Raw genomic sequence first — 25464 nt, forward strand, 5'->3', positions numbered from 1 at the left:
CGCTACCATGGGTTCGCCATGTCGACATTAGATGAAGAAGATCGCCGCGAATACTACCGTATCGAGGACACGATCGCACTGGAAATTAGGCCTCTGTCTGCTCCCGAAGCCGCAGGCCAGGAAGTGTTGCAGGATGCTTCCCCACTCTTCAACCTGCTCAGCGAACTGCACCTGAGTGAATTCGAGTCGCAGCACCTGTTGCGCCAGATCAGCGAACGCGACAGGGCCATCGCTGCGTTCCTGAAATCGCAGAACAAGCGCATCGACCTGCTTAGCCAGGTGGTCGCCCTGACCGTGCTCGGCCACATCGGCGAGCCGCAACCGGTGATCATCTCCGAAGGCGGGATCGACTTTCAGTACCCGACGCCGATTGCGGTCGGTGCGCACCTGTCGGTGAAACTGGTGCTGATGCCTCAGGCGCTGGGCCTGCTACTGCGCGCCCGCGTCACCCATTGCGACCGCAAGGGTGACGGCTATGACGTCGGCACCGAGTTCGAACACCTGACCGATGCCCAGCGGCAGTTGCTCGCCCGCTATATCTTGCAGAAGCAGGCTCAGGAACGACGTCTGGCCCGCGAACAGAACGAGTCTGGCATTTAAATTAAGGAAGCACCGTGACCCTCATCTACGGCCACCGCGGCGCCAAGGGCGAAGCACCGGAAAACACCCTGACCAGCTTTCAGGAATGTCTCAAGCACGGCGTACGCCGTTGCGAACTGGATCTGCACCTGTCCAAGGACGGCGAGTTGATGGTCATCCATGACCCGACGCTCAAGCGCACCACCGAGCGGCGCGGCAAAGTGGTCGAACACACTGCCGCCGAACTGGTGACCTACGACGCGCGCAAGGGCGGCCCGGGCTGGATCAAGCCGTGCCCGATTCCGACGATGGAAGAGTTGTTCGAGAAATGCGATTTCGAACACTGGCAACTGGAAGTCAAAAGCGCTTCACGCACCCGTGCCGCGACCACGGTACTGGCGATTCGAGAAATGGCTCAACGCCACGGTTTGCTGGACAAGATCACGATTACTTCGAGTTCGCGAGAAGTATTGAAAGCGGCGCTGGATCTGGTGCCGGACGTGTCGCGCGGCCTAGTAGCCGAGTACGCCTGGCTCGATCCGTTGAAGGTCGCCCAGAATTATGGCTGTGAGATTCTGGCGCTGAACTGGACGCTGTGTACGCCGGAACGCCTGCAAAAGGCGCAGCGTCAGGGGCTGCATGTGTCGGTATGGACCGTCAACGAGCCTGCGCTGATGCGCAGACTCGCCGACTTCGGCGTTGACAGCCTGATTACAGACTTTCCCGGTTTGGCCACTGCCACCCTCGAGAATTGCTGAAATCGGTCTCCCCGGCCGGCTCAGGCCACCGGCCGGAGCCCGTCAAAAAAGCCGGTTGAGGCCATCGTACGCCGCTACCCGATAGGCTTCGGCCATGGTCGGGTAGTTGAACGTCGTGTTGACGAAGTACTTCAGGGTATTCAACTCGCCCGGCTGGCTCATGATCGCCTGACCGATGTGCACGATCTCCGACGCCTGATAACCAAAGCAGTGAACGCCCAGCACTTGCAGGGTTTCACGGTGGAACAGGATTTTCAGCATGCCTTGCGGCTCGCCGGCAATCTGCGCTCGCGCCATGCTCTTGAAGAACGCTTTGCCGACTTCGTACGGCACTTTGGCCTGGGTCAGTTCCTGCTCGTTCTTGCCGATCGAACTGATCTCCGGAATCGTGTAGATACCGGTCGGCACGTCATTTACAAAGCGCCAGCTACCATTATCAACGATGCTGCCGGCCGCCGAACGACCCTGGTCGTGGGCGGCACTGGCCAGGCTCGGCCAGCCGATCACGTCGCCCGCACCGTAAATGTTCGGCACGCAAGTGTGATATGCCTCGTCGACTTCGATCTGACCACGGCTATTGACCTTCACGCCGATGTTTTCCAGACCCAACTGATCGGTGTTGCCGGTACGGCCGTTGCACCAGAGCAAGGCGTCGGCCTTGATCTTCTTGCCGGACTTGAGGTGCAGGATCACGCCGTTATCGACGCCTTCCACACGCTCGTAGTCTTCGTTGTGGCGCACGGTGATGTTGTTGTTGCTGAAGTGGTAGCTCAACGCCTGGGAGATTTCCGAGTCGAGGAAGCTCAGCAATTGACCGCGGTTATCCACCAGCTCAACCAGTACCCCCAGACCACTGAAGATCGAAGCGTATTCGCAACCAATCACGCCCGCGCCGTAGACGATCAGTTTGCGCGGTGTGTGGCCGAGGCTGAGGATGGTGTCGCTATCGTAGATACGCGGGTGGTGGAAATCGATGTCGGCCGGGCGATAAGGACGCGAGCCGGTGGCGATGATGATGTGCTTGGCCACCAGTTTCTCGACCACACCGTTGGCGCAGACCACTTCGATGGTTTGCTCGTCGGCGAAGCTGCCAGTACCAAAGAACACGTCGACGCGGTTACGGGCGTAGTAGCCGGTACGCGAGGCGACTTGTTTGGCAATGACTTTTTCGGCGCTTTTCAACACATCCGGGAAGGAGAACCAGCGCGGCTCACCGATCGCCCGGAACATCGGGTTGGTGTTGAACTGCATGATCTGCCGCACCGAGTGACGCAGTGCCTTGGACGGGATGGTGCCGAGGTGGGTGCAGTTGCCGCCGACCTGACGACGGCTGTCGACCATCGCGACCTTGCGCCCTGCTTTGGCGGCGTTCATTGCCGCGCCTTCTCCCGCTGGGCCAGAACCCAGTACCACCACGTCGTAGTTGTAGACAGCCATGCGTACTCCTCAGAACAGGCCGAGGTGCCAGCAGCACCTGCGGCTAAATCACGCCGAATGGCGGCGCGAAGGAACAATTGGGGGCCAGTAATGAACCCGGACACAGTCTATAGAAGCGTCACCGCCGCGCACATTAACCCTTGGTCGCGTCGTAGGCTACTTTTGCCTGCACTACAACGCCAGCTTTCGTACTGTCCTCAGTCAGTTTTTGTGCCACTGAGCTGCTCGAAAGCCTGAGTGGTGCGTATGACGAAACCTGTATCGGCACGCATTACAAAGAATGCAGCAATGTCATGTTTTTCGGCATAGTCCCACGCCCTTTCAGGACCGAGAATCAGCAACAGTGTCGATAGTCCATCGGCCATCAACGCTGAAGGATGAATCACCGTGACTGACGCGAGGTCATGTAGGACCGGCGCACCGCTACGAGCATCGAAGGTGTGGGAATAGCGCCTGCCATCGTGCAGAAAATAGTTGCGGTAGTCGCCGGAGGTGGAAACGCCGTAGCCATTGACGTTGATGATGCGCTCGGCGACTTGTTGATCATCGCGAGGCTCTTCCAGTGCGATGCGCCATGGCGAGCCGTCGAGTTTTTTGCCCTTCGCCTTCAGCTCGCCCGTGGCCTCGGCGAGGTAATCGTGGATGCCCATGGCATCCAGCCTGGCAGCGATCGTGTCGACGGCGTAACCGGCAGCGATGCTGTTGAAGTCGACTTCAACAGCGGCGTCCTTGCACAACTGATCGCCCTCAATGCGCAGATGCTGATGGCCGACCCGCTGCATCACTTCAGCCAATGCAGCGGTGTCGGGGATTTTTTCTTCGCGACCTTGCGGGCCGAACCCCCAGAGATTCATCAGCGGTTCGACGGTGAGGTCGTAGGTGCCTTCACTTTGCTCTGCCAGTTGTTCGCCGACCCGAACCAATTCGAGCACCGACGCGGGCACGGCTCGGCAACTGTCAGCGGGCAACGCGTTGAAACGCTCGATGTCCGAGTCGCTACGGTAAGTGGACAGTTGTTGATCAACTTCGCTGAGGATGCCTTCCACTTCGCTGCGAACTATCGCCGGTTCGGCAAGACCGGCGTGGCGCACATACTTGACCGACCACGTGCTGCCCATGGCCGGGCCGCCGAAGCTTTCCATGGAATCGCCGTTGCCGCAGCCGGACAAAATGCCAGCCAGCACCACGAGCCACCCCCAGCGTCCAATTAACAATTCTTCATCTCCCTGCAAAACCGCGCCAGCCATTATGGGCTACAGACCCCGCTAGCTCCCAAACGAACGCAACGACTTCATAAAAATTCAATAGTGAGTACCTGCACATGTCCTCTACAACGGGCAAAGGCAAAGCGATTTTTCGCGTTGTCAGTGGCAACTTCCTCGAAATGTTCGACTTTATGGTCTATGGCTTCTACGCCACGGCCATCGCCAAGACCTTCTTCCCGAACGACAGCGCCTTCGCCTCCCTGATGCTTTCGCTCGCCACCTTTGGCGCCGGCTTCCTGATGCGGCCACTGGGCGCGATCTTTCTGGGCGCTTACATCGACCGCCATGGTCGTCGCAAAGGCCTGATCATTACCCTGGCGATGATGGCCGCCGGCACCGTGCTGATTGCCTGCGTACCGGGATACGCAACGCTCGGCGTCGCCGCACCGTTACTGGTGTTGTTCGGACGCCTGCTGCAGGGCTTCTCGGCGGGTGTAGAACTGGGCGGTGTCTCGGTTTATCTGGCGGAAATTTCCACCCCGGGGCGCAAGGGCTTTTTCGTTAGTTGGCAATCCGCCAGCCAACAAGCGGCCGTGGTATTTGCCGGCCTGCTTGGCGTCGGCCTCAACCACTGGCTGAGTCCGGAGCAAATGGGCGAATGGGGCTGGCGCGTGCCGTTCCTGATCGGCTGCATGATCGTTCCGATAATCTTCGTCATTCGCCGCTCGCTGGAGGAGACCCCGGAATTCCAGGCGCGCAAACATCGCCCGACCTTGCGGGAAATCGTCCGCTCGATCAGTCAGAACTTTGGCATCGTCCTCGCCGGCATGGCGCTGGTGGTGATGACCACGGTTTCGTTCTACCTCATCACCGCCTACACCCCGACCTTCGGCAAAGCTGAACTGCATCTGTCGGATCTGGATGCATTGCTGGTGACGGTGTGCATCGGCCTGTCGAACTTCTTCTGGTTGCCGGTGATGGGCTCTGTATCCGACAAGATCGGCCGCAAACCCCTATTGCTGGCGGCGACAATTCTGGCGATTCTGACGGCTTATCCGGCGCTGTCGTGGCTGGTGGCGAACCCGAGTTTCAGCCATCTGCTGATCGTCGAGTTGTGGCTGTCGTTCCTGTACGGCTCGTACAACGGCGCGATGGTGGTGGCACTGACCGAGATCATGCCGGTAGAGGTTCGTACGACCGGGTTCTCGTTGGCCTACAGCCTGGCGACGGCTACCTTCGGCGGCTTCACTCCAGCGGCGTGTACATACCTGATCCATATATTGGGCAACAAGGCTGCGCCGGGGATCTGGCTCAGCGGTGCGGCGGTACTGGGGTTGATTGCGACGCTGGTGCTGTTTCGTGGCAATAAGCATGAACTGCGCACGGCGCAAGCCTCGGTAGTCGGCGGCGCCTGACAGGACACCTTCAACAGCCGCACAAACAAAAACGCCCCGACCAAAGTCGGGGCGTTTTCATGTGCAGCTAAGGCTTAGCGCGGGAAGGCTGGCGGGTTTACACCGGCCATGTCTTCCATCACGCGAACAACCTGGCAGCTATAACCGAACTCGTTGTCGTACCAGACGTAAAGAACAACGCGGTTGTCCTGAACGATGGTTGCTTCAGCGTCGACAACACCGGCGTGGCGCGAGCCAACGAAGTCGGTGGATACCACTTCCTGCGAGTTGACGAAGTCGATTTGCTTGTGCAGATCGGAGTGCAGCGCCATGTAGCGCAGGTACTCGTTCATCTCTTCACGGGTGGCAGCTTTCTCAAGGTTCAGGTTGAGAATGGCCATCGACACGTTTGGCGTCGGAACACGGATCGCGTTACCGGTCAGCTTGCCGGCCAGCTCAGGCAGGGCCTTGGCAGCAGCGGTAGCAGCACCGGTCTCGGTGATGACCATGTTCAGCGCAGCGGAACGACCACGGCGATCGCCTTTGTGGAAGTTGTCGATCAGGTTCTGGTCGTTGGTGTACGAGTGAACGGTTTCGACGTGACCGTTGATGATGCCGAACTTGTCATTCACAGCTTTGAGCACCGGCACGATGGCGTTGGTGGTGCAGGAAGCGGCGGACACGATCTTGTCGTCAGCGGTGATTTCACCGTGGTTGATGCCGTGAACGATGTTCTTCAGCTTGCCTTTGCCAGGCGCGGTCAGAACAACGCGGTCGATGCCCGGGCACGCCAGGTGCTGACCCAGACCATCGGCGTCACGCCATACACCGGTGTTGTCCACCAGCAGCGCATCTTTGATGCCGTACTGGGTGTAATCCACCTCGGTCGGGTTCTTCGCGTAGATCACCTGGATCAGGTTACCGTTGGCGGTGATGGTGCTGTTTTCTTCGTCGATGGTGATGGTGCCGTTGAACGAACCATGAACCGAGTCGCGACGCAGCAGGCTGGCGCGTTTGGTCAAGTCGTTGTCGGCGCCTTTGCGCACCACGATGGCACGCAGACGCAGACCGTCGCCACCACCGGTTTTCTCGATCAGGATGCGTGCCAGCAGACGACCGATACGACCGAAGCCGTACAGTACAACGTCGGTGCCTTTGCGGGCCGAAGCGTTTTGCTGGCCAACCACGTCAGCCATCTCTTCGCGAACGAACTGCTCGGCGGTGCGGCCATTGCCTTCGTTACGGAATTTGAACGCCAACTTGCCCAGGTCTACCGAAGCCGCGCCGAGCTTGAGCTCGCTCATGGCTTTAAGCAGAGGGAATGTTTCGTGGACGGAGAGTTCGCTGTCGTCGGAAGAACGGTGGCGCGCAAAGCGGTGAGCTTTGAGAATCGCGATGACAGACTGGTTGATCAGGCTGCGGCCATAGATCGAGCTCACCACGTTGTTATTGCGGTAAAGCTGACCGATAAGCGGAATCATCGCTTCTGCGAGTGCTTCACGGTCGATCCATTCACCAAGACACTGGTCGGGCTTCTGAGTCACGGTAACCTTCCACATGTAGGGGCAGAAAAAAGGGGCTACATTATGCCGCCGGGAGCCTCTTGTAGCAATGCGCGCTTGTCGCGCAACCGGTAACAAAATCCCGTTCAAAAAAATTACGCCCTTCTCCAGCCCAGTAAAACCGGGGCCTGCAGCGCAGTCAATTTTTCGACGACTGTTAGACGATGTCCGTAACCCTCCGTAACACCACCCGGTTTCGGCACTACATAATCATTAAAAAAGTACTCGTTTTTATGGTTACCACTACATTTTGCGCAATCAGCGAAGATAGACACAGTCTGCAACTGACAGGCAGCACCTGACGCCGCTACAATTACCGACTTTGTCGCAACGCCTGGAGCTCAACCTTCCGTGCCTGTTCTGCGTCTACCGCTTCTCCCTGCCGAGGCAGGTAAACAGCACTGGGGCAACCTGCCCGGTGCCGCCCTGAGCCTGGCGATTGCCGAGGCTGCCAGCGCTGCCAAGCGCTTCACCCTGCTACTGACCGCCGACAGCCAGAGTGCTGAACGACTGGAACAGGAGCTGAGTTTCTTCGCCCCGGATTTGCCCGTTCTGCATTTCCCCGACTGGGAAACCCTGCCCTACGATCTGTTCTCGCCGCACCAGGACATCATTTCCCAGCGCATCGCCAGCCTATATAGGCTGCCGGAACTGGAGCACGGCGTGCTGGTGGTGCCGATCACCACGGCCCTGCATCGCCTGGCACCGACCAAATTCCTGCTCGGCAGCAGCCTGGTGCTGGACGTCGGCCAGAAGCTTGATGTCGAACAGATGCGCTCGCGGCTTGAAGCCAGCGGCTATCGCTACGTCGACACCGTTTACGAACATGGCGAGTTCACCGTGCGCGGCGCGCTGATCGACCTGTTCCCGATGGGCAGCAAACTGCCGTATCGCATCGATCTGTTCGACGACGAAATCGAAACCCTGCGCACTTTCGACCCGGAAAACCAGCGCTCCATCGACAAGGTCGATTCGGTCAAGCTGCTGCCGGCCAGGGAATTCCCGCTGCAAAAAGATGCGGTGACCCGCTTCAAGGCGCGTTTTCGCGAGCGTTTCGATGTCGACTTCCGTCGCTGCCCGATCTTTCAGGACCTGAGCAGCGGCATCACGCCGGCCGGTATCGAGTACTACCTGCCGCTGTTCTTTGATGAAACCTCGACCCTGTTCGATTACCTGCCACAGGACACCCAAGTGTTCTCGCTGCCGGGCATCGAGCAAGCGGCAGAGAACTTCTGGAACGACGTGCGCAACCGCTATGAAGAACGCCGCGTCGATCCATCGCGTCCTTTATTGCCACCCGCCGAACTGTTCCTGCCGGTGGAAGACTGCTTCGCCCGCCTCAAGAACTGGCCGCGGGTGGTCGCCAGCCAGCAGGACGTGGACACTGGCGCTGGTCGCGAACGCTTCCCCGCTCAAGCGCTGCCGAATCTGGCCATCGAAGCCAAAGCCACCCAACCGCTGGCGGCGCTGGCAGCGTTCCTCGATGAGTTCCCCGGCCGCGTGCTGTTCACCGCCGAATCGGCGGGCCGTCGCGAAGTGTTGCTGGAGCTGCTGGAACGCCTGAAGTTACGGCCGAAAACCGTCGACAGTTGGCCGGACTTTGTCGAGAGCAAGGATCGCCTGGCAATTACGATTGCCCCGCTCGACGAAGGCTTGCTGCTCGACACGCCTTCGCTGGCACTGGTGGCGGAGAGTCCGCTGTTCGGCCAGCGGGTGATGCAGCGTCGTCGCCGCGAAAAGCGGACCGACGCCAACAACGACGCAGTGATCAAAAACCTCACCGAGCTGCGCGAAGGCGCACCGGTGGTGCATATCGACCATGGCGTCGGCCGCTATCTGGGCCTGACGATTCTGGAAATCGACAATCAGGCGGCGGAATTCCTCACCCTGGAATACGCCGAGAACGCCAAGCTCTACGTGCCCGTCGCCAATTTGCACCTGATTGCTCGCTACACCGGCAGCGACGATGCGCTGGCCCCACTGCACCGCCTCGGCTCCGAGACCTGGCAGAAAGCCAAACGCAAAGCCGCCGAACAAGTGCGTGATGTGGCTGCCGAACTGCTCGATATCTACGCCCGTCGTGCCGCTCGCGAAGGCTACGCCTTTGCCGACCCGAAAGCCGATTACGCGACGTTCAGCGCCGGTTTCCCGTTCGAGGAAACGCCGGATCAGCAATCGACCATCGAAGCCGTGCGCGAAGACATGCTCGCGCCGAAACCGATGGATCGACTGGTCTGCGGCGACGTGGGTTTCGGCAAGACCGAAGTGGCCATGCGCGCGGCGTTCATTGCCGTGCACGGCGGCCGCCAGGTGGCGATTCTGGTGCCGACCACCCTGCTCGCCCAGCAACACTACAACAGCTTTCGCGATCGCTTCGCCGACTGGCCGGTGACCGTGGAAGTGATGAGCCGCTTCAAATCGGCCAAGGAAGTCAACGCTGCGATTGCCGATCTGGCCGAAGGCAAGATCGACATCGTCATCGGCACCCACAAGCTACTGTCCGATGACGTAAAGATCAAAAACCTTGGGCTGGTGATCATCGACGAAGAGCACCGCTTCGGCGTGCGTCAAAAAGAACAGCTCAAAGCGCTGCGCAGCGAAGTCGACATCCTGACGCTGACCGCTACGCCGATCCCGCGCACGCTGAACATGGCGGTGTCAGGCATGCGTGACCTGTCGATCATTGCCACGCCACCGGCACGACGTCTGTCGGTGCGCACCTTCGTCATGGAGCAGAACAAGAGCACGGTCAAAGAAGCCCTGCTGCGTGAACTGCTGCGCGGCGGCCAGGTTTACTACCTGCACAACGATGTGAAAACCATCGAGAAGTGCGCCGCCGACCTGGCCGAACTGGTGCCGGAAGCGCGGATCGGCATCGGCCACGGGCAGATGCGCGAACGCGAACTCGAACAGGTGATGAGCGACTTCTACCACAAGCGTTTCAACGTGCTGATCGCCTCGACCATTATCGAGACCGGCATCGATGTGCCAAGTGCCAACACCATCATCATCGAGCGCGCCGACAAGTTCGGTCTGGCGCAGTTGCACCAGTTGCGCGGTCGCGTCGGTCGCAGTCACCACCAGGCTTACGCTTACCTGCTGACACCGCCACGCCAGCAAATCACTTCGGACGCAGAAAAGCGTCTGGAGGCGATCGCCAATACCCAGGACCTTGGCGCCGGTTTCGTACTGGCGACCAACGACCTGGAAATCCGCGGCGCAGGCGAATTGCTCGGCGATGGCCAGAGCGGTCAGATTCAAGCCGTGGGCTTCACGCTGTACATGGAGATGCTTGAGCGCGCGGTGAAATCGATCCGCAAGGGCGAGCAACCGAACCTCGATCAACCGCTCGGCGGTGGCCCGGAGGTCAATCTGCGAGTGCCGGCGCTGATTCCGGAAGATTATCTGCCGGATGTTCATGCCCGACTGATCCTGTACAAGCGCATTGCCTCGGCGACTGACGAGGAAGGCTTGAAGGACTTGCAGGTCGAGATGATCGATCGCTTCGGCCTGCTGCCGGAGCCGACCAAAAATCTGGTGCGCATCACTGCGCTGAAATTGCAGGCCGAACAACTGGGCATCAAGAAGGTCGATGGCGGGCCGCAAGGTGGACGTATCGAATTCGCCGCGCAGACGCCGGTTGACCCGATGACGTTGATCAAACTGATCCAGAGCCAGCCCAAACGCTACAAATTCGAAGGCGCCACGATGTTCAAGTTCCAGGTGCCGATGGAGCGCCCGGAAGAGCGCTTTAATACTGTAGAGGCGCTGTTCGAGCGCCTCATCCCGAAAACTGCTTGAAGGACGCCGCATGCGCCTGTTTCGCTCACTGACCTTGCTACTGACCTTGGTAGCGCCCACGGCATTTGCCGATGACACCTATCAAGTTGAAATGATTCTGGTCCGCCAGAACGCGGTTCCGGCGATTGTCAGTCGCACCGCACCGGAAGACTGGGCCGCAGGCGCCCAGCGCCTGGGCGATGATAGCAACCGCACACCTGCGCTCGGCGATGTTGCCAGCAAACTCACCGCCAGCGGCGACTACAGCGTGTTGATGCACAAAGCCTGGCAGCAGCCACTTGGCGAGGCGCCGACCAAAGTCGCTGTCAGCGACGGCAAAGAACAGTTCGGCCAGTTCCCGATCGAAGGCACGCTTGAGATGAAGCTCGGGCGTTTCACCGACGTGACGGCCGACTTCTGGGTCAATCAGATCGACGCCAATGGCCTGGTCACCTCAAGCGAACGCCTGCGACAGGACAGTCACACCAAAAACGGCCAACTCAACTATCTCGACAACGGCCACCTGGCCCTGCTGATCAAGATCACTTCCCTGACGGCTCCAGCTCCACGGCAAGCGCCTGAAGCCATTGCGGACTGACCGAAGTCCTTATGTATGCCCCCTTAAGTAAACCGTTGGCACCCTCCTGGGTCAGCCGATTCAAGGAACAAAGCCTGGAGCGTGGCCGCCGCTACGCCCTGGAAAACCGGGTACGCATCGCCCAGGTCGGCGATGCGACCATCACCGCCAGTTGCGAAGGCTCTGGCGGTAACGTCTACCGTCAGACCATTCACTTGCGCGAGTCAGCCAAAGGCACCTTGCTGTTGGTGGACGCCGGGTGCACCTGCCCGGTTCGCATCAACTGCAAACACTGCGCAGCGGTGTTGCTGCATATACAGGAAACCCTCGATTTCCCCGCCGCCGCCAAAGACGCCGAACTGCTGGAAAAACTTCAAGCCGTACTGGAGAACCGCAGCCCCAAAGCCCCGCCGCAAGTGCTGATCGACAACGTGCAACCGCTGCCACGCCTGTGGCTGGCCAGTGTCGAGTTCAGCGCTTTCGAACCGCGCAACGGCAAAATGCAGCGCTATATTCAACATCGCGCGGCGTTGTCCTTCAGTTATCTGGACGAATACGTCAGCGGGCAGAAAAACAGCGACATCCTGATTCGCCAGGAAGCCCAGACGCTGCGGATAAAACGCCACCCGGAAATAGAACAGTCCTACCGCGAACAGTTACGAATCCTCGGCTTCCGTATCGCCACGCGACAAAGCAAAGCCTTGCCGGAAAGTGCTGGCGAACTCTATGAGATGGTCAATGACAGCGCCTGGCTGACCTTTACCCTCAATGATTTGCCGAAGCTGCGCACACACGGCTGGGAATTACAGATCGACGAAGAGTTCGGCTTCGACCTGACTGCCGTGGATGACTGGTACGCCACCGTAGAACAGGCGCCGGAGCGCGACTGGTTTGATCTGGAGCTGGGGATTATCGTCAACGGTGAGCGCCTGAGCCTGTTGCCGATCCTGCTCAACCTGATGCGCTCCCATGCTGAAATCCTCAATCCGGAACGCCTTGCACGCCGCCGCGATGACGAGCTGATTCTGGTCAATGTTCCGCAACGCAACAGCGAGCACGGGCCGCTGCAAGTAGCGCTGCCGCTGGGTCGATTGAAACCGGTACTCGCGACCTTGGGCGAGTTCTATTTGCAGGAACCCGGGGAAACCACCCTGCGCCTGAGCAAGGCTGACGCCACACGCTTGAATTCGCTGGAAGGCATTCCGCTGCTTTGGGAGGGTGGCGAACAGATCCGCACCTTTGCCCAGCGTCTGCGTGACATTCGCGATTTCAGTGCAAAAGCACCAGAGGGATTGAACGCGACGTTGCGCCCCTACCAGCTCGAAGGCTTGAGCTGGATGCAATCGCTGCGGCAGCTGGAGGTCGGTGGGATTCTTGCGGACGACATGGGACTGGGTAAAACCCTGCAGACACTGGCGCATATTCTCAGCGAGAAAAATGCCGGACGCCTGAACCGCCCGTGCATGGTGGTGATGCCCACCAGCCTGATCCCGAACTGGCTTGATGAAGCGGCGCACTTCACACCGCAACTGAAAGTGGTGGCCCTGTACGGAGCCAGCCGCAAAAAGCATTTCGATCATTTGGCCGACTATGACCTGATCCTCACCACCTACGCGCTGCTGCCCAAGGACATCGAGCGTCTGGCGCAACAGCCTTTGCACGTATTGGTGCTGGACGAAGCGCAGTACATCAAGAACCCAAACAGCAAAGCGGCCCAGGCTGCGCGCGAATTGAACGCTCGCCAACGCCTGTGCCTGAGCGGCACGCCACTGGAAAACCACTTGGGTGAACTGTGGTCGCTGTTCCATTTCCTGCTGCCCGGCTGGCTCGGCGACGTCAAAAGCTTCAACGCCGATTACCGCGTACCGATCGAAAAGCGCGGGAGTGAAGTCAGACTTCAGCACCTCAACGGTCGGATAAAACCGTTTTTGCTGCGCCGCACCAAGGAGCAGGTTGCGACTGAACTGCCACCCAAAACTGAAATCATCCACTGGGTCGATCTCAACGAAGCCCAGCGCGATGTGTACGAAACCATGCGCTTGGCCATGGATAAGAAAGTCCGCGACGAGATCACCCGCAAAGGCGTGGCACGCAGTCAGATCATCATTCTTGAAGCGCTGCTGAAACTGCGTCAGGTCTGCTGTGATTTGCGCTTGGTTAACGAAGCTACCCTGCCCGCTCGCGGCAGTACCTCAGGCAAACTCGACAGCTTGATGGAGATGCTGGAGGAGCTGTTCGAGGAAGGTCGGCGGATACTGCTGTTTTCGCAGTTCACTTCGATGTTGTCATTGATTGAAGACGAGCTGAAAAAACGCAATATCTCCTACGCTTTGCTGACCGGGCAGACCCGGGACCGACGTACGCCGGTGAAGGAATTTCAGAGTGGCAAGCGTCAGATTTTTCTGATCAGCCTGAAGGCCGGCGGTGTTGGCTTGAACCTGACGGAAGCGGACACAGTGATTCACTACGATCCATGGTGGAACCCGGCGACCGAGAATCAGGCGACTGACCGCGCGTATCGGATCGGCCAGGAGAAACCGGTATTCGTCTACAAGATGATTGCCCGAGGCACGGTGGAAGAGAAGATTCAGCACCTGCAGAAAGAAAAATCCGACCTGGCGGCGGGCGTGCTGGATGGGCGCAAGGCGGGGGACTGGAAATTGCAGAGCGATGACATTGAAGCGCTGTTTGCGCCGTTGCCGGATAAGTTCGAGAAGCGCTAAGACTGTCGGCGTCAGTCGGGCAGTTTTTGCGAGCAAGCCCTCTCCCAACCTGGATCTGTAGTGCTCACAACTCCAGACTGGGAACAGCGGGGCAATACTGCAAGGTTCAGCTATCAACTCCTGGGGGCAGGCAGCGGCGCAAAAAGTGCCTCAATATCGCTTTGCTCCAGCTTCCAGCCGCCAGTGGTACCGCCTTCAAGCACCGCACCGGCCAACGCCGCTTTCTCCTGCTGCATCGCCTGTATTTTTTCTTCCACCGTGCCTCGGGCAATCATTTTGTAGACGAACACCGGGTTGTTTTGCCCAATCCGGTAGGCACGGTCTGTCGCCTGATTTTCTACCGCAGGGTTCCACCACGGGTCGAAATGGATGACTGTGTCCGCCGCTGTCAGGTTCAAACCTGTGCCGCCGGCTTTCAAACTGATCAGAAACAACGGCACCTTACCGCCCTGAAAGTCTTTCACCGGTGTACGCCGATCCGTCGTTTCGCCGGTCAGCAGCGAATAGCCAAGACCACGCTGCTGCAACTCCTGCTCAATCAGGGCGAGCATCGACGTGAATTGTGAAAAGAGCAGAATTCTGCGGCCCTCACCAAGCAGCTCTTCGAGCATCTCCATCAGACTGGACAGTTTTCCGCTGCCGGAGCGAAGGGTCTTCGGCGTCAGCGGCATTTTGATCAACCGCAGATCGCAACAGACCTGGCGCAGCTTGAGCAAAGCGTCAAGGATAATGATTTGACTGCCGCCTACACCGCTGCGGGCAATTTCCTCACGCACCTTCTTGTCCATGGCCACGCGAACCGTTTCATAAACGTCTCGTTGACCATCGCTCAGATCAACCCAATGCACAATTTCTGTTTTTGGCGGCAACTCGGTCGCCACCTGGTCTTTCTTTCGACGCAACAGAAACGGCTTTATCCTGGCCGTCAAATGTTGCATACGCTGGGCATTGCCGTGTTTTTCGATGGGCGTACGGTAGTCGCGATTGAACGATTTGCTATCACCAAGCCAGCCAGGCAATAGAAAGTGAAACTGAGACCACAACTCGCCCAGGTGGTTTTCCAGTGGTGTTCCGCTCAGGCACAACCGCTGGCGAGCCTGCAGATCACGGGCCGCCTGAGCAGCCTTGCTGACTGGATTCTTGATGTTCTGTGCCTCATCGAGAATCAGCACACTCCACATCTGCGGCTGCAGAGCGTCAAGGTCTCGCGGCAGCAGCGCGTAGGTCGTCAGTACCAAGTCGTACTCGGCAAGGCAGGCAAAATCCTTTTGACGCGTCGCGCCATGCAGCGCCAACACCTTCAATTGCGGAGTAAAACGCTGTGACTCATCCAGCCAGTTGGGTATCAGGCTTGTGGGCATCACGACGAGTGCAGGATGATCGAGCCGTCCAGCCTGCTTTTCCGTGAGTAGATGCGCCAGGGTTTGCAGGGTTTTCCCCAACCCCATGTCATCGCCAAGAATACCGCCAACCTCCAGCTCGCGCAGGGTTTGCATCCAGTTCAGACCTTCGAGCTGGTAGGGACGCAACTGCGCCTTGAGACCGGCGGGTGCAGCGACGTGCGCATGCGTCGACTCGCGCAATCGCTTTGCAAAAGCGCGCAATCGATCACCACCTTGCCAGTCGAGCGACACGCCTTCCAGTAAACTCAGACGCGCAGCATCGGGAGCACTCAAGCGCAACGCATCGCCCTGATGATTGCCCAGATACAACTCAGCAAGCGTGGCCATCAGCGGCTTGACCCTGCCATAGGGTAGCGCGACTTTTGTAGTTGCACGGGAAGCGAGGTGACCACCTCCCAGCTCGATCAAGAGTTGCTCATCATCGCTGCGCTGACCCAGGCTGGAGGGCTCGAGCAACTGTGGCTGGCTGCGTAACAAATGCAGCAGGATCGGCAACAGGCTGTACCGCTCGCCGTTGACGACAATACCTAGCTGCAGATCAAACCACTGATGCCCGGACTCCTCCTCGACTTCTGCATACCACTGCTCCACAGGCTGCAAATTGAAATGAAAGCCAGGGCTGATATCGATTTTCCAGTTAGCCTCGCGCAACACCGCGAGTCCATCCTGCATAAATAATAGCCAGGCCGAATCATCGGGCAGGGCGAACATCTCGCCCGGACGGTCAATGCTACTTTTGCGCGTGGCCTTTTTAAAACCTTGCTTCGTCAAGAGCTGGCGCAAGGCTTTCTCGGCGGCGGGTTGGCGTTGAATACGCTGAGTTTCAACACCACTGAGGACCAACACTTCCGGATTTCTGTCCGTTGCTGGATGTCCGTTGTAGGTAAACGCCAATGCCGCCCGATGCTCCAGCTCATATTGCCAGCGCGCATAACGCTTGCCACTGGCGAGAGTGAGGTGAGCCTTGGGCAGAACGTTGTCGATAACACGATCAGTGAGGGCATGCGGCGGAGCAACCTGGGTCACAGCGCCCATGCGATGGCTAAACTGCATCGACTGACGAGCCGGAATTTCCGGAGCCAGCGTCAAATGACAAGCCAGTTTCTCTTCCAGGTCGCTAAACAGAGGGCCGATCTGATGCCGCTCGCGGTCAAGATAGTAAAGAGGCTCCACAGCCAGTGGCGACTCCACCGCGGCTTCGTCACTGCTCCACTGAGAACGGAAACTGCCGTTTGGCTGCTCGGCCCAAGCAAAACGCCCCACCCTCCTCACGCCTTTGGTTAGAGGATGCAACACTTCAAAATCCAGGAAGAGTCGTGAGGTATTCAACAACATCTCAAGCAATTCAGCACCACTGCTACCCTCCAGAGGATAGCCGCTGTAATACGCATGATGGGAGTGCATGGCGACCAACAGCCTGGCAATGCGCAAGTCGAGTTCGGATAAGTAACCAGGTTGGCGGATCAGCAAGTCCGACAGCGAATACAGCGACTTGATATCGCGCAACTCGCCACTCTTGAGCTGATAACCCTTGAAAATCTGTACCAGCCACTTCCCTGTAGCAGGGGTTTCCTTGAGTTTGTATAACAGCCGCGTACTCGCCGCTTGCGCCAGTTCCCCGCCAGGCTTTGTCGCCGCGGGTATATCGGCGAGCCAACGCTCCAACTCACGATTGAGTTGAACCGGAGCGCGACTGTCAGATGAATTAACGGGTACTTCCTCCTTCAGGTGGTAAATAGCCGCAGCGCAGTGCTTGCAATAAAGCATGACAGGGCAAGAGCAAGAGCATTCGAGCCGCCAATGCCCCCCCGCTTTGACAAGCTCAATGACTTGCTCATACACCTCAATCCCAGAGCCGACACACGAAGCGACGACCCTTGAGTCGTCGATCTGAAGGATCGCTATCCGATCCTCGTCCGCATACTTCAGAGCCCTGTCCAGAGTGCGCTGGCTGAACACATCTTCCCAAGGCAGAGCATCCAGTTGCTCAACTATCGTAGTCACGCTGTCAACCCGCCAAAACGCGTGACAGGATCGACTTCACCGCACCCATCCCGTCCTGTAACGCCTGCTCGATCTGGGCCATGGTGATGACTTCAGTGGTCTTGCCCGCCGCCGGGTTCACCACCAGTGCCAGACAGGCGTAGTCCAGATCCAGTTCACGAGCCAGCGCCGCTTCCGGCATACCGGTCATGCCGACGATGTCGCAGCCATCACGCTCCAGACGGACGATTTCTGCGACAGTCTCCAGACGCGGGCCTTGCATGCAGGCGTAAACGCCCTGATCGCTGTATCCGCAGCCTTCGGCGGCTAACGCAGCAATCAACTGCTGACGCAACGGTTCGCTGTAGGGAAAGCTGAAGTCGATGTGGGTGACATGCTCCAGGTCATCGGCGAAATAGGTGTGCTCACGCCCACTGGTGTAATCGACGATCTGATGCGGCACGCAGAAATGCCCGGTGTCCATGGCCGGGTGAATCCCGCCGACGGCATTGACCGCGATGATTGCTTCGGCACCGGCCTGCTTCAACGCCCAAAGATTGGCGCGGTAGTTGACCTTGTGCGGCGGGAGACGGTGCGGATGGCCGTGCCGGGCGAGGAACAGCACTTCCTTGCCCGCGTATTCGCCAACCTGCACGTCGGCCGATGGCGCGCCGTAAGGCGTGTCCACCGCCAACGACTGGCGAATGCTCAAGCCTTCGAGCTGGGTCAGGCCGGTGCCACCAATGATTGCGAAAACCGCCATAACGGAAAATCCTTAATCGATCAGTTGAGCGTCTTTGAGCGCAACGATGGCGCTGAGCCAGCGCGGATCCTGACGGTAATCGGTGCTGGCGAACGCCTGACCGCGCATCCGCGCGATGCGAGCGGATGGCCTGACCTTCATACGTTGTGCAGCGCTCAGGGCCAACTCGGCCGCGGCGCGGTCGTTGCATACCAGGCCCATGTCGCAACCGGCAGTCAGTGCGGCTTCGATGCGACTGGCTGCGTCGCCGACCACGTGGGCGCCGGCCATCGACAGGTCGTCACTGAAGATCACACCGTCGAACTGCAACTCGCCGCGCAGAATGTCCTGCAGCCAGCGGCGGGAGAAACCAGCAGGCTGCGAGTCGACTTGCGGGTAGATGACGTGAGCGGGCATAACAGCAGCGAGTTGCTTGCTGAGCCGGGCGAATGGCACGAGGTCGTTGGCACGGATCTCATCGAGGCTACGCTCGTCGTTCGGGATCGCCACATGCGAATCGGCTTCCGCCCAGCCATGACCGGGGAAGTGTTTACCGGTGGCCGCCATGCCGGCGCTGTTCATGCCGCGAATAAAGGCACCGGCCAGTAATGCGGCACGTTCGGGATCGCCTTCGAACGAGCGGGTGCCGACAACGGCGCTGCGCTGATAATCCAGATCAAGTACCGGGGCGAAGCTCAGGTCGAGGCCGACCGCCAGCACTTCGGTGGCCATGATCCAGCCGCACTGCTCGGCCAGATATTCGGCATTCGGGTTGTCAGCAATGGCGCGCATGGCCGGTAGACGGACAAAACCCTGACGCAAGCGCTGGACGCGACCGCCCTCCTGATCCACGGCCAGCAGCAGGTCTGGACGTATGGCGCGAATCGATGCGCTCAGCTCGCGTACCTGACGTGGATGCTCGATGTTGCGGGCAAAAATAATAAGGCCGCCCACTTCGGGCTGACGCAACAAATGGCGATCTTCAGCCGTCAGCCAGGTACCGGCGACGTCCACCATCAACGAGCCTTGCAGGCCAGCAGTCATAGAGATTCCTTGAAAACAAAAAAACCGATCCACATGAAATCGCTACCAAGGGCGGTGCCTGGCACGTCGGCAATTTCTATGCAGAAGGGTTTCAGAACGAGAGTCGGCATGGGCAGCTAGCTTAGCGGATACAAGCTGCCGCGCCCACCCGTGCGCGGTTAAACCTTGGCGGCGACCGGCATTGATTTGCTGCGCGGACGCAGTTGAGCGGTGGCCATGGCCGCGTCGGTGACGCCGGTTTCGGCACGCATGCCCGCGGCGAGGAACGGCACCATCAGGCGCATGACTTGCTCAATGGAGGTGTTGACGCCGAAATCGGTTTCAGCAATCGCACGCAAGGCCTTGATGCCGGACATGCTGAACGCAGCAGCACCGAGCATGAAGTGCACGCGCCAGAACAACTCGATCGGAGGAATACGTGGCGCCGCCTCGTTGACCAGCAGCATATAGCGGCGGAATACCTTGCCGTACATGTCTTCCAGATAACGACGCAAGTGGCCTTGGCTCTGGCTGAATGCGAGACCAAGCAGACGCATGAAAATCGACAGGTCATTGCCGCTACGTGGCTGAACCACCAGCGCCTGCTCGACGAGGATTTCCAGCAACTCTTCAAGGGTGGGTTTGTTTTCAGGCTTGGCCTGACGCCGTTCCAGCTCTTTATCAAGGCTCGTGCAAAACGGCCCGAGGAAGCGCGAGAAGACCGCTTGAATCAGCGCTTTCTTCGAGCCGAAATGATAGTTCACCGCTGCCAGATTGACGCCGGCCTTGCTGGTGATCAAACGCAATGAGGTTTCAGCGAAACCTTTCTCCGCGAACAACTGCTCGGCAGCATCAAGAATGCGTTCAACGGTTTCCGACTGGGCCATGGCTACTCCGCCTGACAAACACTTGTTTGAAACATACGTTTCAGCCTGTGCCTTGTCAAGCCTGCCAGTTCGTTTTGGGAATGGTCGGTCAGCTATTTAACCACACAAGACCGATGCATTAATAAGCAGGCCTGCCGACCGTCCGGCGGCCTGTAAAAAAACGGGCATTGCCAAGACCGCTTCACTGTATATAATCCCAGTCACTGTATAAAAAGACAGAGCGATCAATATGCTAAAGCTGACGCCACGCCAAGCCGAGATTCTGGCCTTTATCAAACGCTGCCTTGAAGACAACGGCTACCCGCCGACCCGCGCAGAAATCGCTCAGGAACTGGGTTTCAAGTCGCCCAACGCAGCGGAAGAACATCTCAAGGCGCTGGCTCGCAAGGGCGCCATCGAGATGACCCCAGGTGCATCCCGTGGCATTCGCATCCCCGGTTTCGAAGCCAAAGCCGACGACTCGACCCTGCCAATCATCGGCCGAGTCGCTGCTGGCGCACCGATCCTCGCCCAGCAGCACATCGAAGAATCCTGCAACATCAATCCTGCATTCTTCCACCCTCGCGCCGACTATCTTCTGCGCGTACACGGCATGAGCATGAAGGACATCGGCATTTTCGATGGCGACCTTCTGGCCGTTCACACCACCCGTGAAGCGCGTAATGGTCAGGTTGTCGTCGCCCGCATCGGTGATGAAGTCACCGTCAAACGCTTCAAGCGCGAAGGCAGCAAAGTCTGGCTGATTGCAGAAAACCCTGAGTTCGCCCCCATCGAAGTCGACCTGAAAGATCAGGAACTGGTTATCGAAGGCTTGAGTGTCGGCGTAATCCGCCGTTAAAGGAGGCTTTATGCAGTTCCCACACACACCTCAACAGACACAACTGCCTTTATTCGAAGCGTTTCTAGCGCAACCGATAGCGCCGATCCTGAAAGAAGTGGTCGAGCGCCCGTGGAGTGTTGAACCGGAAGTATTCAGTGAACTGTCACTGCGCGGTGCCACCGGGAACTGCCTAAACCTGCTGGCTCCGATCCTTCGCGAACTGAGCGATGATCAGGACGCACGCTGGCTAACGCTGATTGCACCACCTGCCAGCCTGACACAAGCGTGGCTGCGGGATGCAGGGCTGAACCGCGAGCGCATTCTATTGCTGCAACCGAGGGGCACTCAAAGTGCTCAGCAACTGGCGTGCGAAGCCTTGCGCCTGGGGCGAAGTCACACTGTAGTCACTTGGCTCAATCCACTGAACACGGGTTCACGACAACAATTGATCAGCGCTGCACGCAAGGGCAACGCCCAGAGCCTGAATATTCGATTGGGTTAGCTGGCTGGTTACGGGCGCTGTTTGAAGCGCCGGGCTTCTCCAAGGATAGAGAAGCCGATCTGAAGCGACAGGACAAACAGGAAAGCAGACGGGGATCAATGAAGAACCCGCGGCCCTTCTTCCTTGTCAAAATCCCCCTCAATCATCCGACCCGCCATCTGCACACCGACGCTCAGCATCGCCTTGGCGATTTCTACATGCTGGCCCTGCAGGAATGTCTTGGCATCCTCGGAGAAATCCAGAGTCACCAGAGACCCCTCGTCCTCAGCCCTGCGCAGTTCGATTCGGCCGTCGGGTAACTCGACAATTTCTAGAAAGGACGTTGGCATATAGGTCTGTTCTCCACGAAAGGCAGGCATTATATAGACATCATCCAGGCTTCGCTCGGGATCTTGACCAGCAGCATGTTTCAGATTGCCACCGCGTCAATCTCCCTCAGCACTCATTCAAGCCTTCGCGAAAACGGATCGCCAGAGCTTTCAGGTTCTGCCGCCAGCTCTCCAACTCCTCTCGACTCAACTCATCTGGTGCCTCTTCTTCATCCAGATTAACCGCCTGGATCAGCGGCTGTGTCACATCTCCCTTGGGTTTGTGCGGTACCCTCGGCGACTGGAACAACGCCGAATGCGCTGCTAACAGTTTGGCCAGCCAGGTTTGCGAATTGCCCGCCAACTCAACCATTTCAGCCAGTTCGGGGATAGCAATCGACTCAAGCACGTCGCACGTCAGCAGCATCTCCGCCCGGGGTTCATTTACCTGAGGCAGACGGTAGAAACCGGCGATTTCATGACAAAGCCCCAACAAGGCACCGTAGAGGTGAAACAGCGCCGATTCACGTCCGGCCTGAATCAGCGCCAAAGAATTCATCGCCCGCCCCTCTTCAACTCGAGCCAGAGCTTCCAGCGACAGGCCGGCAAAATAAATCTTCTGATTGGTACGGGTATAGAGTTCGTGGGCCATGACGGCTGCCTCCACAACGAAATAATTGCTTCACACAGGCCGGACAGTGTCGTGGATCAGCCAATCCCACCGCAAGCACAAAACAAAAAGGCCGCATGAAAACCCAAAGGTTCTCATGCGGCCTTTTCAGTATGTGACTAACGCTTACTCAGCCTTGGCCTTTGCGCTGCGCTTGTCTTCAACCGCCCACTTGCCGCCGTCGTAGTAAGCCTTCCAACCGGTAGGCTTGCCGTCGACTTCGGTCTGTACGTACTGCTCCTTGGTCTTGCGGCTGTAGCGGATCACCGCTGGCAGACCATCAGGATCCTTCTGCGGCGCTTCACACAGGAAGTGATACTTTGGATCAATCTCGCTCTTGTGCGGCAGAATCTCGATCACCAATGGAGCACGAGTCTCACGGTTTTTCGGGAACTGACTGGCCGCCAGGAACAGACCGGACGCACCATCACGCAGGATGTAGGTGTCGTTGACTTTTTCGCACTTCAGCTCAGGCATCTTCACCGGATCCATCTTCGGCGGCGCCGCGTCTCCGCTCTTGAGCAGTTTGCGCGTGTTTTTACAGGTCGGGTTGGTGCAGCCGAAGAACTTGCCGAAACGGCCGGTTTTGAGTTGCATCTCGCTGCCGCACTTGTCGCACTCAAGGCTTGGACCTTCATAGCCCTTGATGCGATAGCTGCCTTCTTCGATTTCGTATCCGGCGCAATCCGGATTGTTACCGCAAATGTGCAGTTTGCGCTTCTCGTCGAGCAGGTATGCGTCCATCGCCGTGCTGCAGATCGGGCAGCGATGCTTGCCACGCAGTACCAGCGACTCCGACTCACCCTCGTCGTCTGCAGCGATTTCGTCTCCCGGCACCAGGTTGACGGTGGCCTTGCAGCGTTCTTTCGGTGGCAGGCTGTAGCCCGAGCAGCCGAGGAATACGCCGGTCGACGCGGTACGAATCTGCATCGGACGGCCGCACGTGGTGCACGGAATGTCGGTCATGACCGGCTGGTTGGCACGCATGCCGTTGTCCGGGTTCTCCGCCACTTCGAGTTTCTTCTTGAAGTCGCCGTAGAACTCGTCCAGCACGTTTTTCCAGTCGCGCTCGCCGTGAGCCACGTCATCGAGGTTCTCTTCCATGCCGGCGGTAAAGCCGTAGTCCATGAGATTGGAGAAGCTCTCCGACAGGCGTTCGGTGACGATGTCGCCCATTTTTTCCGAATAGAAACGACGGTTATGCAGCGTCACATAGCCGCGATCCTGAATGGTCGAAATGATCGCAGCGTAGGTCGAAGGACGACCGATGCCGCGTTTTTCCATTTCCTTGACCAGGCTGGCTTCGGAGTAACGCGCCGGTGGCTTGGTGAAGTGCTGGGACGGATCAAGCTTGATCAGCTTCATCACGTCGCCCTGTGCCATGTCCGGCAGAACATCGTCATCGCCAGGCTTGGCGATCTGCGGCATTACGCGGGTGTAGCCGTCGAACTTGAGGATACGGCCCTTGGCACGCAGCTCGAAGTCACCAGCAGCGACGCTCACGGTGGTCGACAGGTATTGCGCGGGCAGCATCTGGCAAGCGAGGAACTGGCGCCAGATCAGCTCGTAGAGGCGCTCAGCGTCACGCTCCATGCCGGCCAGCTTGCTCGGCGTGGTGTTGGCGTCGGAAGGACGGATCGCTTCGTGAGCCTCTTGTGCACCTTCTTTGCTGCTGTAGACGTTTGGTGTTTCCGGCAGGTACTTCTTGCCGAACTCGTCTTCAATGTAAGTGCGTGCCATCGTCACGGCGTCAGCCGAGAGGTTGGTCGAGTCGGTACGCATATAAGTGATGTAGCCAGCTTCGTACAAACGCTGGGCCATCATCATGGTTTTCTTCACCCCGAAGCCCAGGCGATTGCTCGCTGCCTGCTGCAGGGTGGACGTGATGAACGGTGCCGAAGGCTTGCTGCTGGTCGGCTTGTCTTCGCGCTTGACGATGCTGTAGCTGGAAGACTTCAGCTTCTCCAGCGCTGCAGTTGCCTGGGCTTCGTTCAGCGGCTTGAAGGCTTCGCCCTTCTCGCGCGCTACTTCGAAACGCACGGTCGAGCCTTTGGTGGTGCCTAAATCGGCGTGCACTTCCCAGTATTCTTCAGGGTTGAAGGCACGGATTTCGCGCTCGCGCTCGACCACCAGTTTCACCGCAACCGATTGCACACGACCGGCAGACAAGCCACGGGCGATCTTGGCCCACAGCAGTGGCGAGACCATGTAACCCACGACGCGGTCGAGGAAACGACGCGCCTGCTGGGCATTCACACGATCGATGTCCAGCTCGCCCGGCTCGGAGAAGGCTTCCTGAATCGCTTTCTTGGTGATTTCGTTGAACACCACGCGCTTGTAGCGGCTGTCGTCACCACCAATGGCTTCGCGCAGGTGCCAGGCAATGGCTTCCCCCTCGCGATCCAAGTCGGTTGCGAGATAAATGGTGTCAGCGTCTTTGGCGAGCCGGCGCAGCTCTTCGATGACCTTCTCTTTACCCGGGAGGATCTCGTACTGGGCTTTCCAGCCATGATCGGGATCGACCCCCATACGCGAGACCAACTGCTTACGCGCTTTCTCTTTCGGCGTGAGCACCGGCCCTTCGCCCGCGGCAGCCTTGCCGCGCTTGGCGGCTGGCTCTTTGCTGGCGCTAGCCGAACCGCTGGTGGGCAGGTCTCGGATATGGCCGATACTCGACTTCACCACGTATTGGTTACCCAGATACTTGTTGATGGTCTTGGCCTTAGCCGGGGATTCCACAATGACCAGCGATTTGCCCATGGATCAGAAAATTCCTGAATTCTAGAAGTGAAAGGCGGTTGGCGCCTGACGCGGCACCGCTATATATAGTTGATACAAGGTGAGGTCAAGCACAGGGTGCTGCGCGCACTCGCCTCATGCCTTGGAAAAAAGGCTCGGTTCGGCTTGCACCAAAGCAAAGCGTGGCACCTGCTCGCCGTCAACCTCGACTGACTCGAGAAACATGCTCAAAGGGCGCACCCAAAAGCCATAATCGCCATACAGGGCTTGGTAAAAGACCACTTCTTCTTCGGTCTCGGAATGCCGCGCAACATTGAATACACGGTACTGCGGACCTTTGTAATGTTGGTAGAGCCCAGGTTGTATCGGCAT

General features: G+C 58.5%; 19 protein-coding genes. 8 read left to right on the forward strand and 11 right to left on the reverse strand.

Annotation, left to right across the window (positions count from 1 at the left end; all coding sequences use genetic code 11):
- The first annotated feature begins 18 nt into the window (after nt 1-18).
- Together AACY02_RS19535 and AACY02_RS19540 are read left to right on the forward strand one after the other, a co-directional pair.
- Complete coding sequence (locus tag AACY02_RS19535; protein WP_339433375.1) at nt 19-600, forward strand: PilZ domain-containing protein; 582 nt, start codon at nt 19-21, stop codon at nt 598-600.
- A gap of 14 nt (nt 601-614) precedes the next feature.
- Entirely contained in the window at nt 615-1337 is a 723-nt protein-coding gene (locus AACY02_RS19540) for a glycerophosphodiester phosphodiesterase (RefSeq protein WP_339433376.1), read from the forward strand.
- A 42-nt stretch (nt 1338-1379) separates the two neighbouring features.
- On the opposite strand, the gene sthA is transcribed toward AACY02_RS19540, so the two are convergent.
- Both sthA and AACY02_RS19550 read right to left on the reverse strand, forming a co-directional pair.
- Complete coding sequence (gene sthA / locus AACY02_RS19545; protein ID WP_339433377.1) at nt 1380-2774, reverse strand: Si-specific NAD(P)(+) transhydrogenase; 1395 nt, start codon at nt 2772-2774, stop codon at nt 1380-1382.
- A 197-nt stretch (nt 2775-2971) separates the two neighbouring features.
- The gene (locus tag AACY02_RS19550) at nt 2972-4021 is read right to left on the reverse strand and encodes an FAD:protein FMN transferase (RefSeq protein WP_339433378.1); all 1050 of its coding nucleotides are present in this window, start codon (nt 4019-4021) and stop codon (nt 2972-2974) included.
- 74 nt (nt 4022-4095) lie between these two features.
- Here AACY02_RS19550 and AACY02_RS19555 point away from each other — a divergent pair, with 74 nt between their 5' ends.
- Entirely contained in the window at nt 4096-5394 is a 1299-nt protein-coding gene (locus tag AACY02_RS19555; protein ID WP_339433379.1) for an MFS transporter, read from the forward strand.
- Between the two features lie 74 nt (nt 5395-5468).
- Here AACY02_RS19555 and AACY02_RS19560 read toward each other — a convergent pair whose 3' ends face one another.
- Entirely contained in the window at nt 5469-6932 is a 1464-nt protein-coding gene (locus AACY02_RS19560) for a glyceraldehyde-3-phosphate dehydrogenase (RefSeq protein WP_339433380.1), read from the reverse strand.
- 354 nt (nt 6933-7286) lie between these two features.
- Here AACY02_RS19560 and mfd point away from each other — a divergent pair, with 354 nt between their 5' ends.
- Genes mfd through AACY02_RS19575 form a run of 3 tightly spaced genes read left to right on the forward strand, consistent with a single transcriptional unit; the run spans nt 7287 to nt 14015 of the window.
- Nucleotides 7287-10736 (forward strand): transcription-repair coupling factor, encoded by a 3450-nt coding sequence (gene mfd / locus AACY02_RS19565; protein ID WP_339433381.1) that lies wholly within the window; start codon nt 7287-7289, stop codon nt 10734-10736.
- 10 nt (nt 10737-10746) lie between these two features.
- On the forward strand, nt 10747-11313 hold the full coding sequence (locus AACY02_RS19570) for a CsiV family protein (RefSeq protein WP_339433382.1): 567 nt from the start codon (nt 10747-10749) through the stop codon (nt 11311-11313).
- Between the two features lie 11 nt (nt 11314-11324).
- Complete coding sequence (locus AACY02_RS19575; RefSeq protein ID WP_339433383.1) at nt 11325-14015, forward strand: DEAD/DEAH box helicase; 2691 nt, start codon at nt 11325-11327, stop codon at nt 14013-14015.
- Nucleotides 14016-14128: 113 nt separating this feature from the next.
- Here AACY02_RS19575 and AACY02_RS19580 read toward each other — a convergent pair whose 3' ends face one another.
- The 4 genes from AACY02_RS19580 to AACY02_RS19595 all read right to left on the reverse strand — a co-directional run bounded on the left by AACY02_RS19580 (nt 14129) and on the right by AACY02_RS19595 (nt 20053).
- Nucleotides 14129-17422, reverse strand: a complete 3294-nt coding sequence (locus tag AACY02_RS19580; protein ID WP_339433384.1) for a DEAD/DEAH box helicase — start codon at nt 17420-17422, stop codon at nt 14129-14131.
- Nucleotides 17423-17426: 4 nt separating this feature from the next.
- Complete coding sequence (locus AACY02_RS19585; protein WP_339433385.1) at nt 17427-18164, reverse strand: S-methyl-5'-thioinosine phosphorylase; 738 nt, start codon at nt 18162-18164, stop codon at nt 17427-17429.
- Nucleotides 18165-18176: 12 nt separating this feature from the next.
- Nucleotides 18177-19187 carry a beta-N-acetylhexosaminidase gene (gene nagZ, locus AACY02_RS19590; protein ID WP_339433386.1) on the reverse strand — a complete coding sequence of 337 codons (1011 nt, stop codon included), beginning with the start codon at nt 19185-19187 and terminating at the stop codon, nt 18177-18179.
- Between the two features lie 158 nt (nt 19188-19345).
- Nucleotides 19346-20053: a TetR/AcrR family transcriptional regulator gene (locus AACY02_RS19595; protein WP_339433387.1), complete on the reverse strand. Its 708-nt coding sequence runs from the start codon at nt 20051-20053 to the stop codon at nt 19346-19348.
- Between the two features lie 229 nt (nt 20054-20282).
- Between AACY02_RS19595 and lexA the strand changes: the two genes are divergently transcribed.
- A complete protein-coding gene (lexA, locus tag AACY02_RS19600) occupies nt 20283-20891 on the forward strand; it encodes a transcriptional repressor LexA (protein ID WP_003226590.1) in 609 nt (202 codons plus the stop codon).
- Between the two features lie 10 nt (nt 20892-20901).
- On the forward strand, nt 20902-21375 hold the full coding sequence (gene sulA / locus AACY02_RS19605; RefSeq protein ID WP_339433388.1) for an SOS-induced cell division inhibitor SulA: 474 nt from the start codon (nt 20902-20904) through the stop codon (nt 21373-21375).
- 95 nt (nt 21376-21470) lie between these two features.
- Here the strand turns inward: sulA and AACY02_RS19610 are convergent, their stop codons facing one another.
- The 4 genes from AACY02_RS19610 to AACY02_RS19625 all read right to left on the reverse strand — a co-directional run bounded on the left by AACY02_RS19610 (nt 21471) and on the right by AACY02_RS19625 (nt 25464).
- Nucleotides 21471-21704, reverse strand: a complete 234-nt coding sequence (locus tag AACY02_RS19610; RefSeq protein WP_221733227.1) for a hypothetical protein — start codon at nt 21702-21704, stop codon at nt 21471-21473.
- A gap of 106 nt (nt 21705-21810) precedes the next feature.
- On the reverse strand, nt 21811-22335 hold the full coding sequence (locus AACY02_RS19615) for a DUF6586 family protein (protein WP_339433389.1): 525 nt from the start codon (nt 22333-22335) through the stop codon (nt 21811-21813).
- Nucleotides 22336-22479: 144 nt separating this feature from the next.
- Nucleotides 22480-25113, reverse strand: coding sequence for a type I DNA topoisomerase (topA, locus tag AACY02_RS19620; protein ID WP_339433390.1), 2634 nt, complete (start codon nt 25111-25113; stop codon nt 22480-22482).
- A 114-nt stretch (nt 25114-25227) separates the two neighbouring features.
- Complete coding sequence (locus AACY02_RS19625) at nt 25228-25464, reverse strand: DUF1653 domain-containing protein (RefSeq protein ID WP_042560169.1); 237 nt, start codon at nt 25462-25464, stop codon at nt 25228-25230.

The sequence above is a fragment of the Pseudomonas sp. EA_65y_Pfl2_P78 genome (genome assembly GCF_963970495.1).
Classification (GTDB): domain Bacteria; phylum Pseudomonadota; class Gammaproteobacteria; order Pseudomonadales; family Pseudomonadaceae; genus Aquipseudomonas; species Aquipseudomonas baetica_A.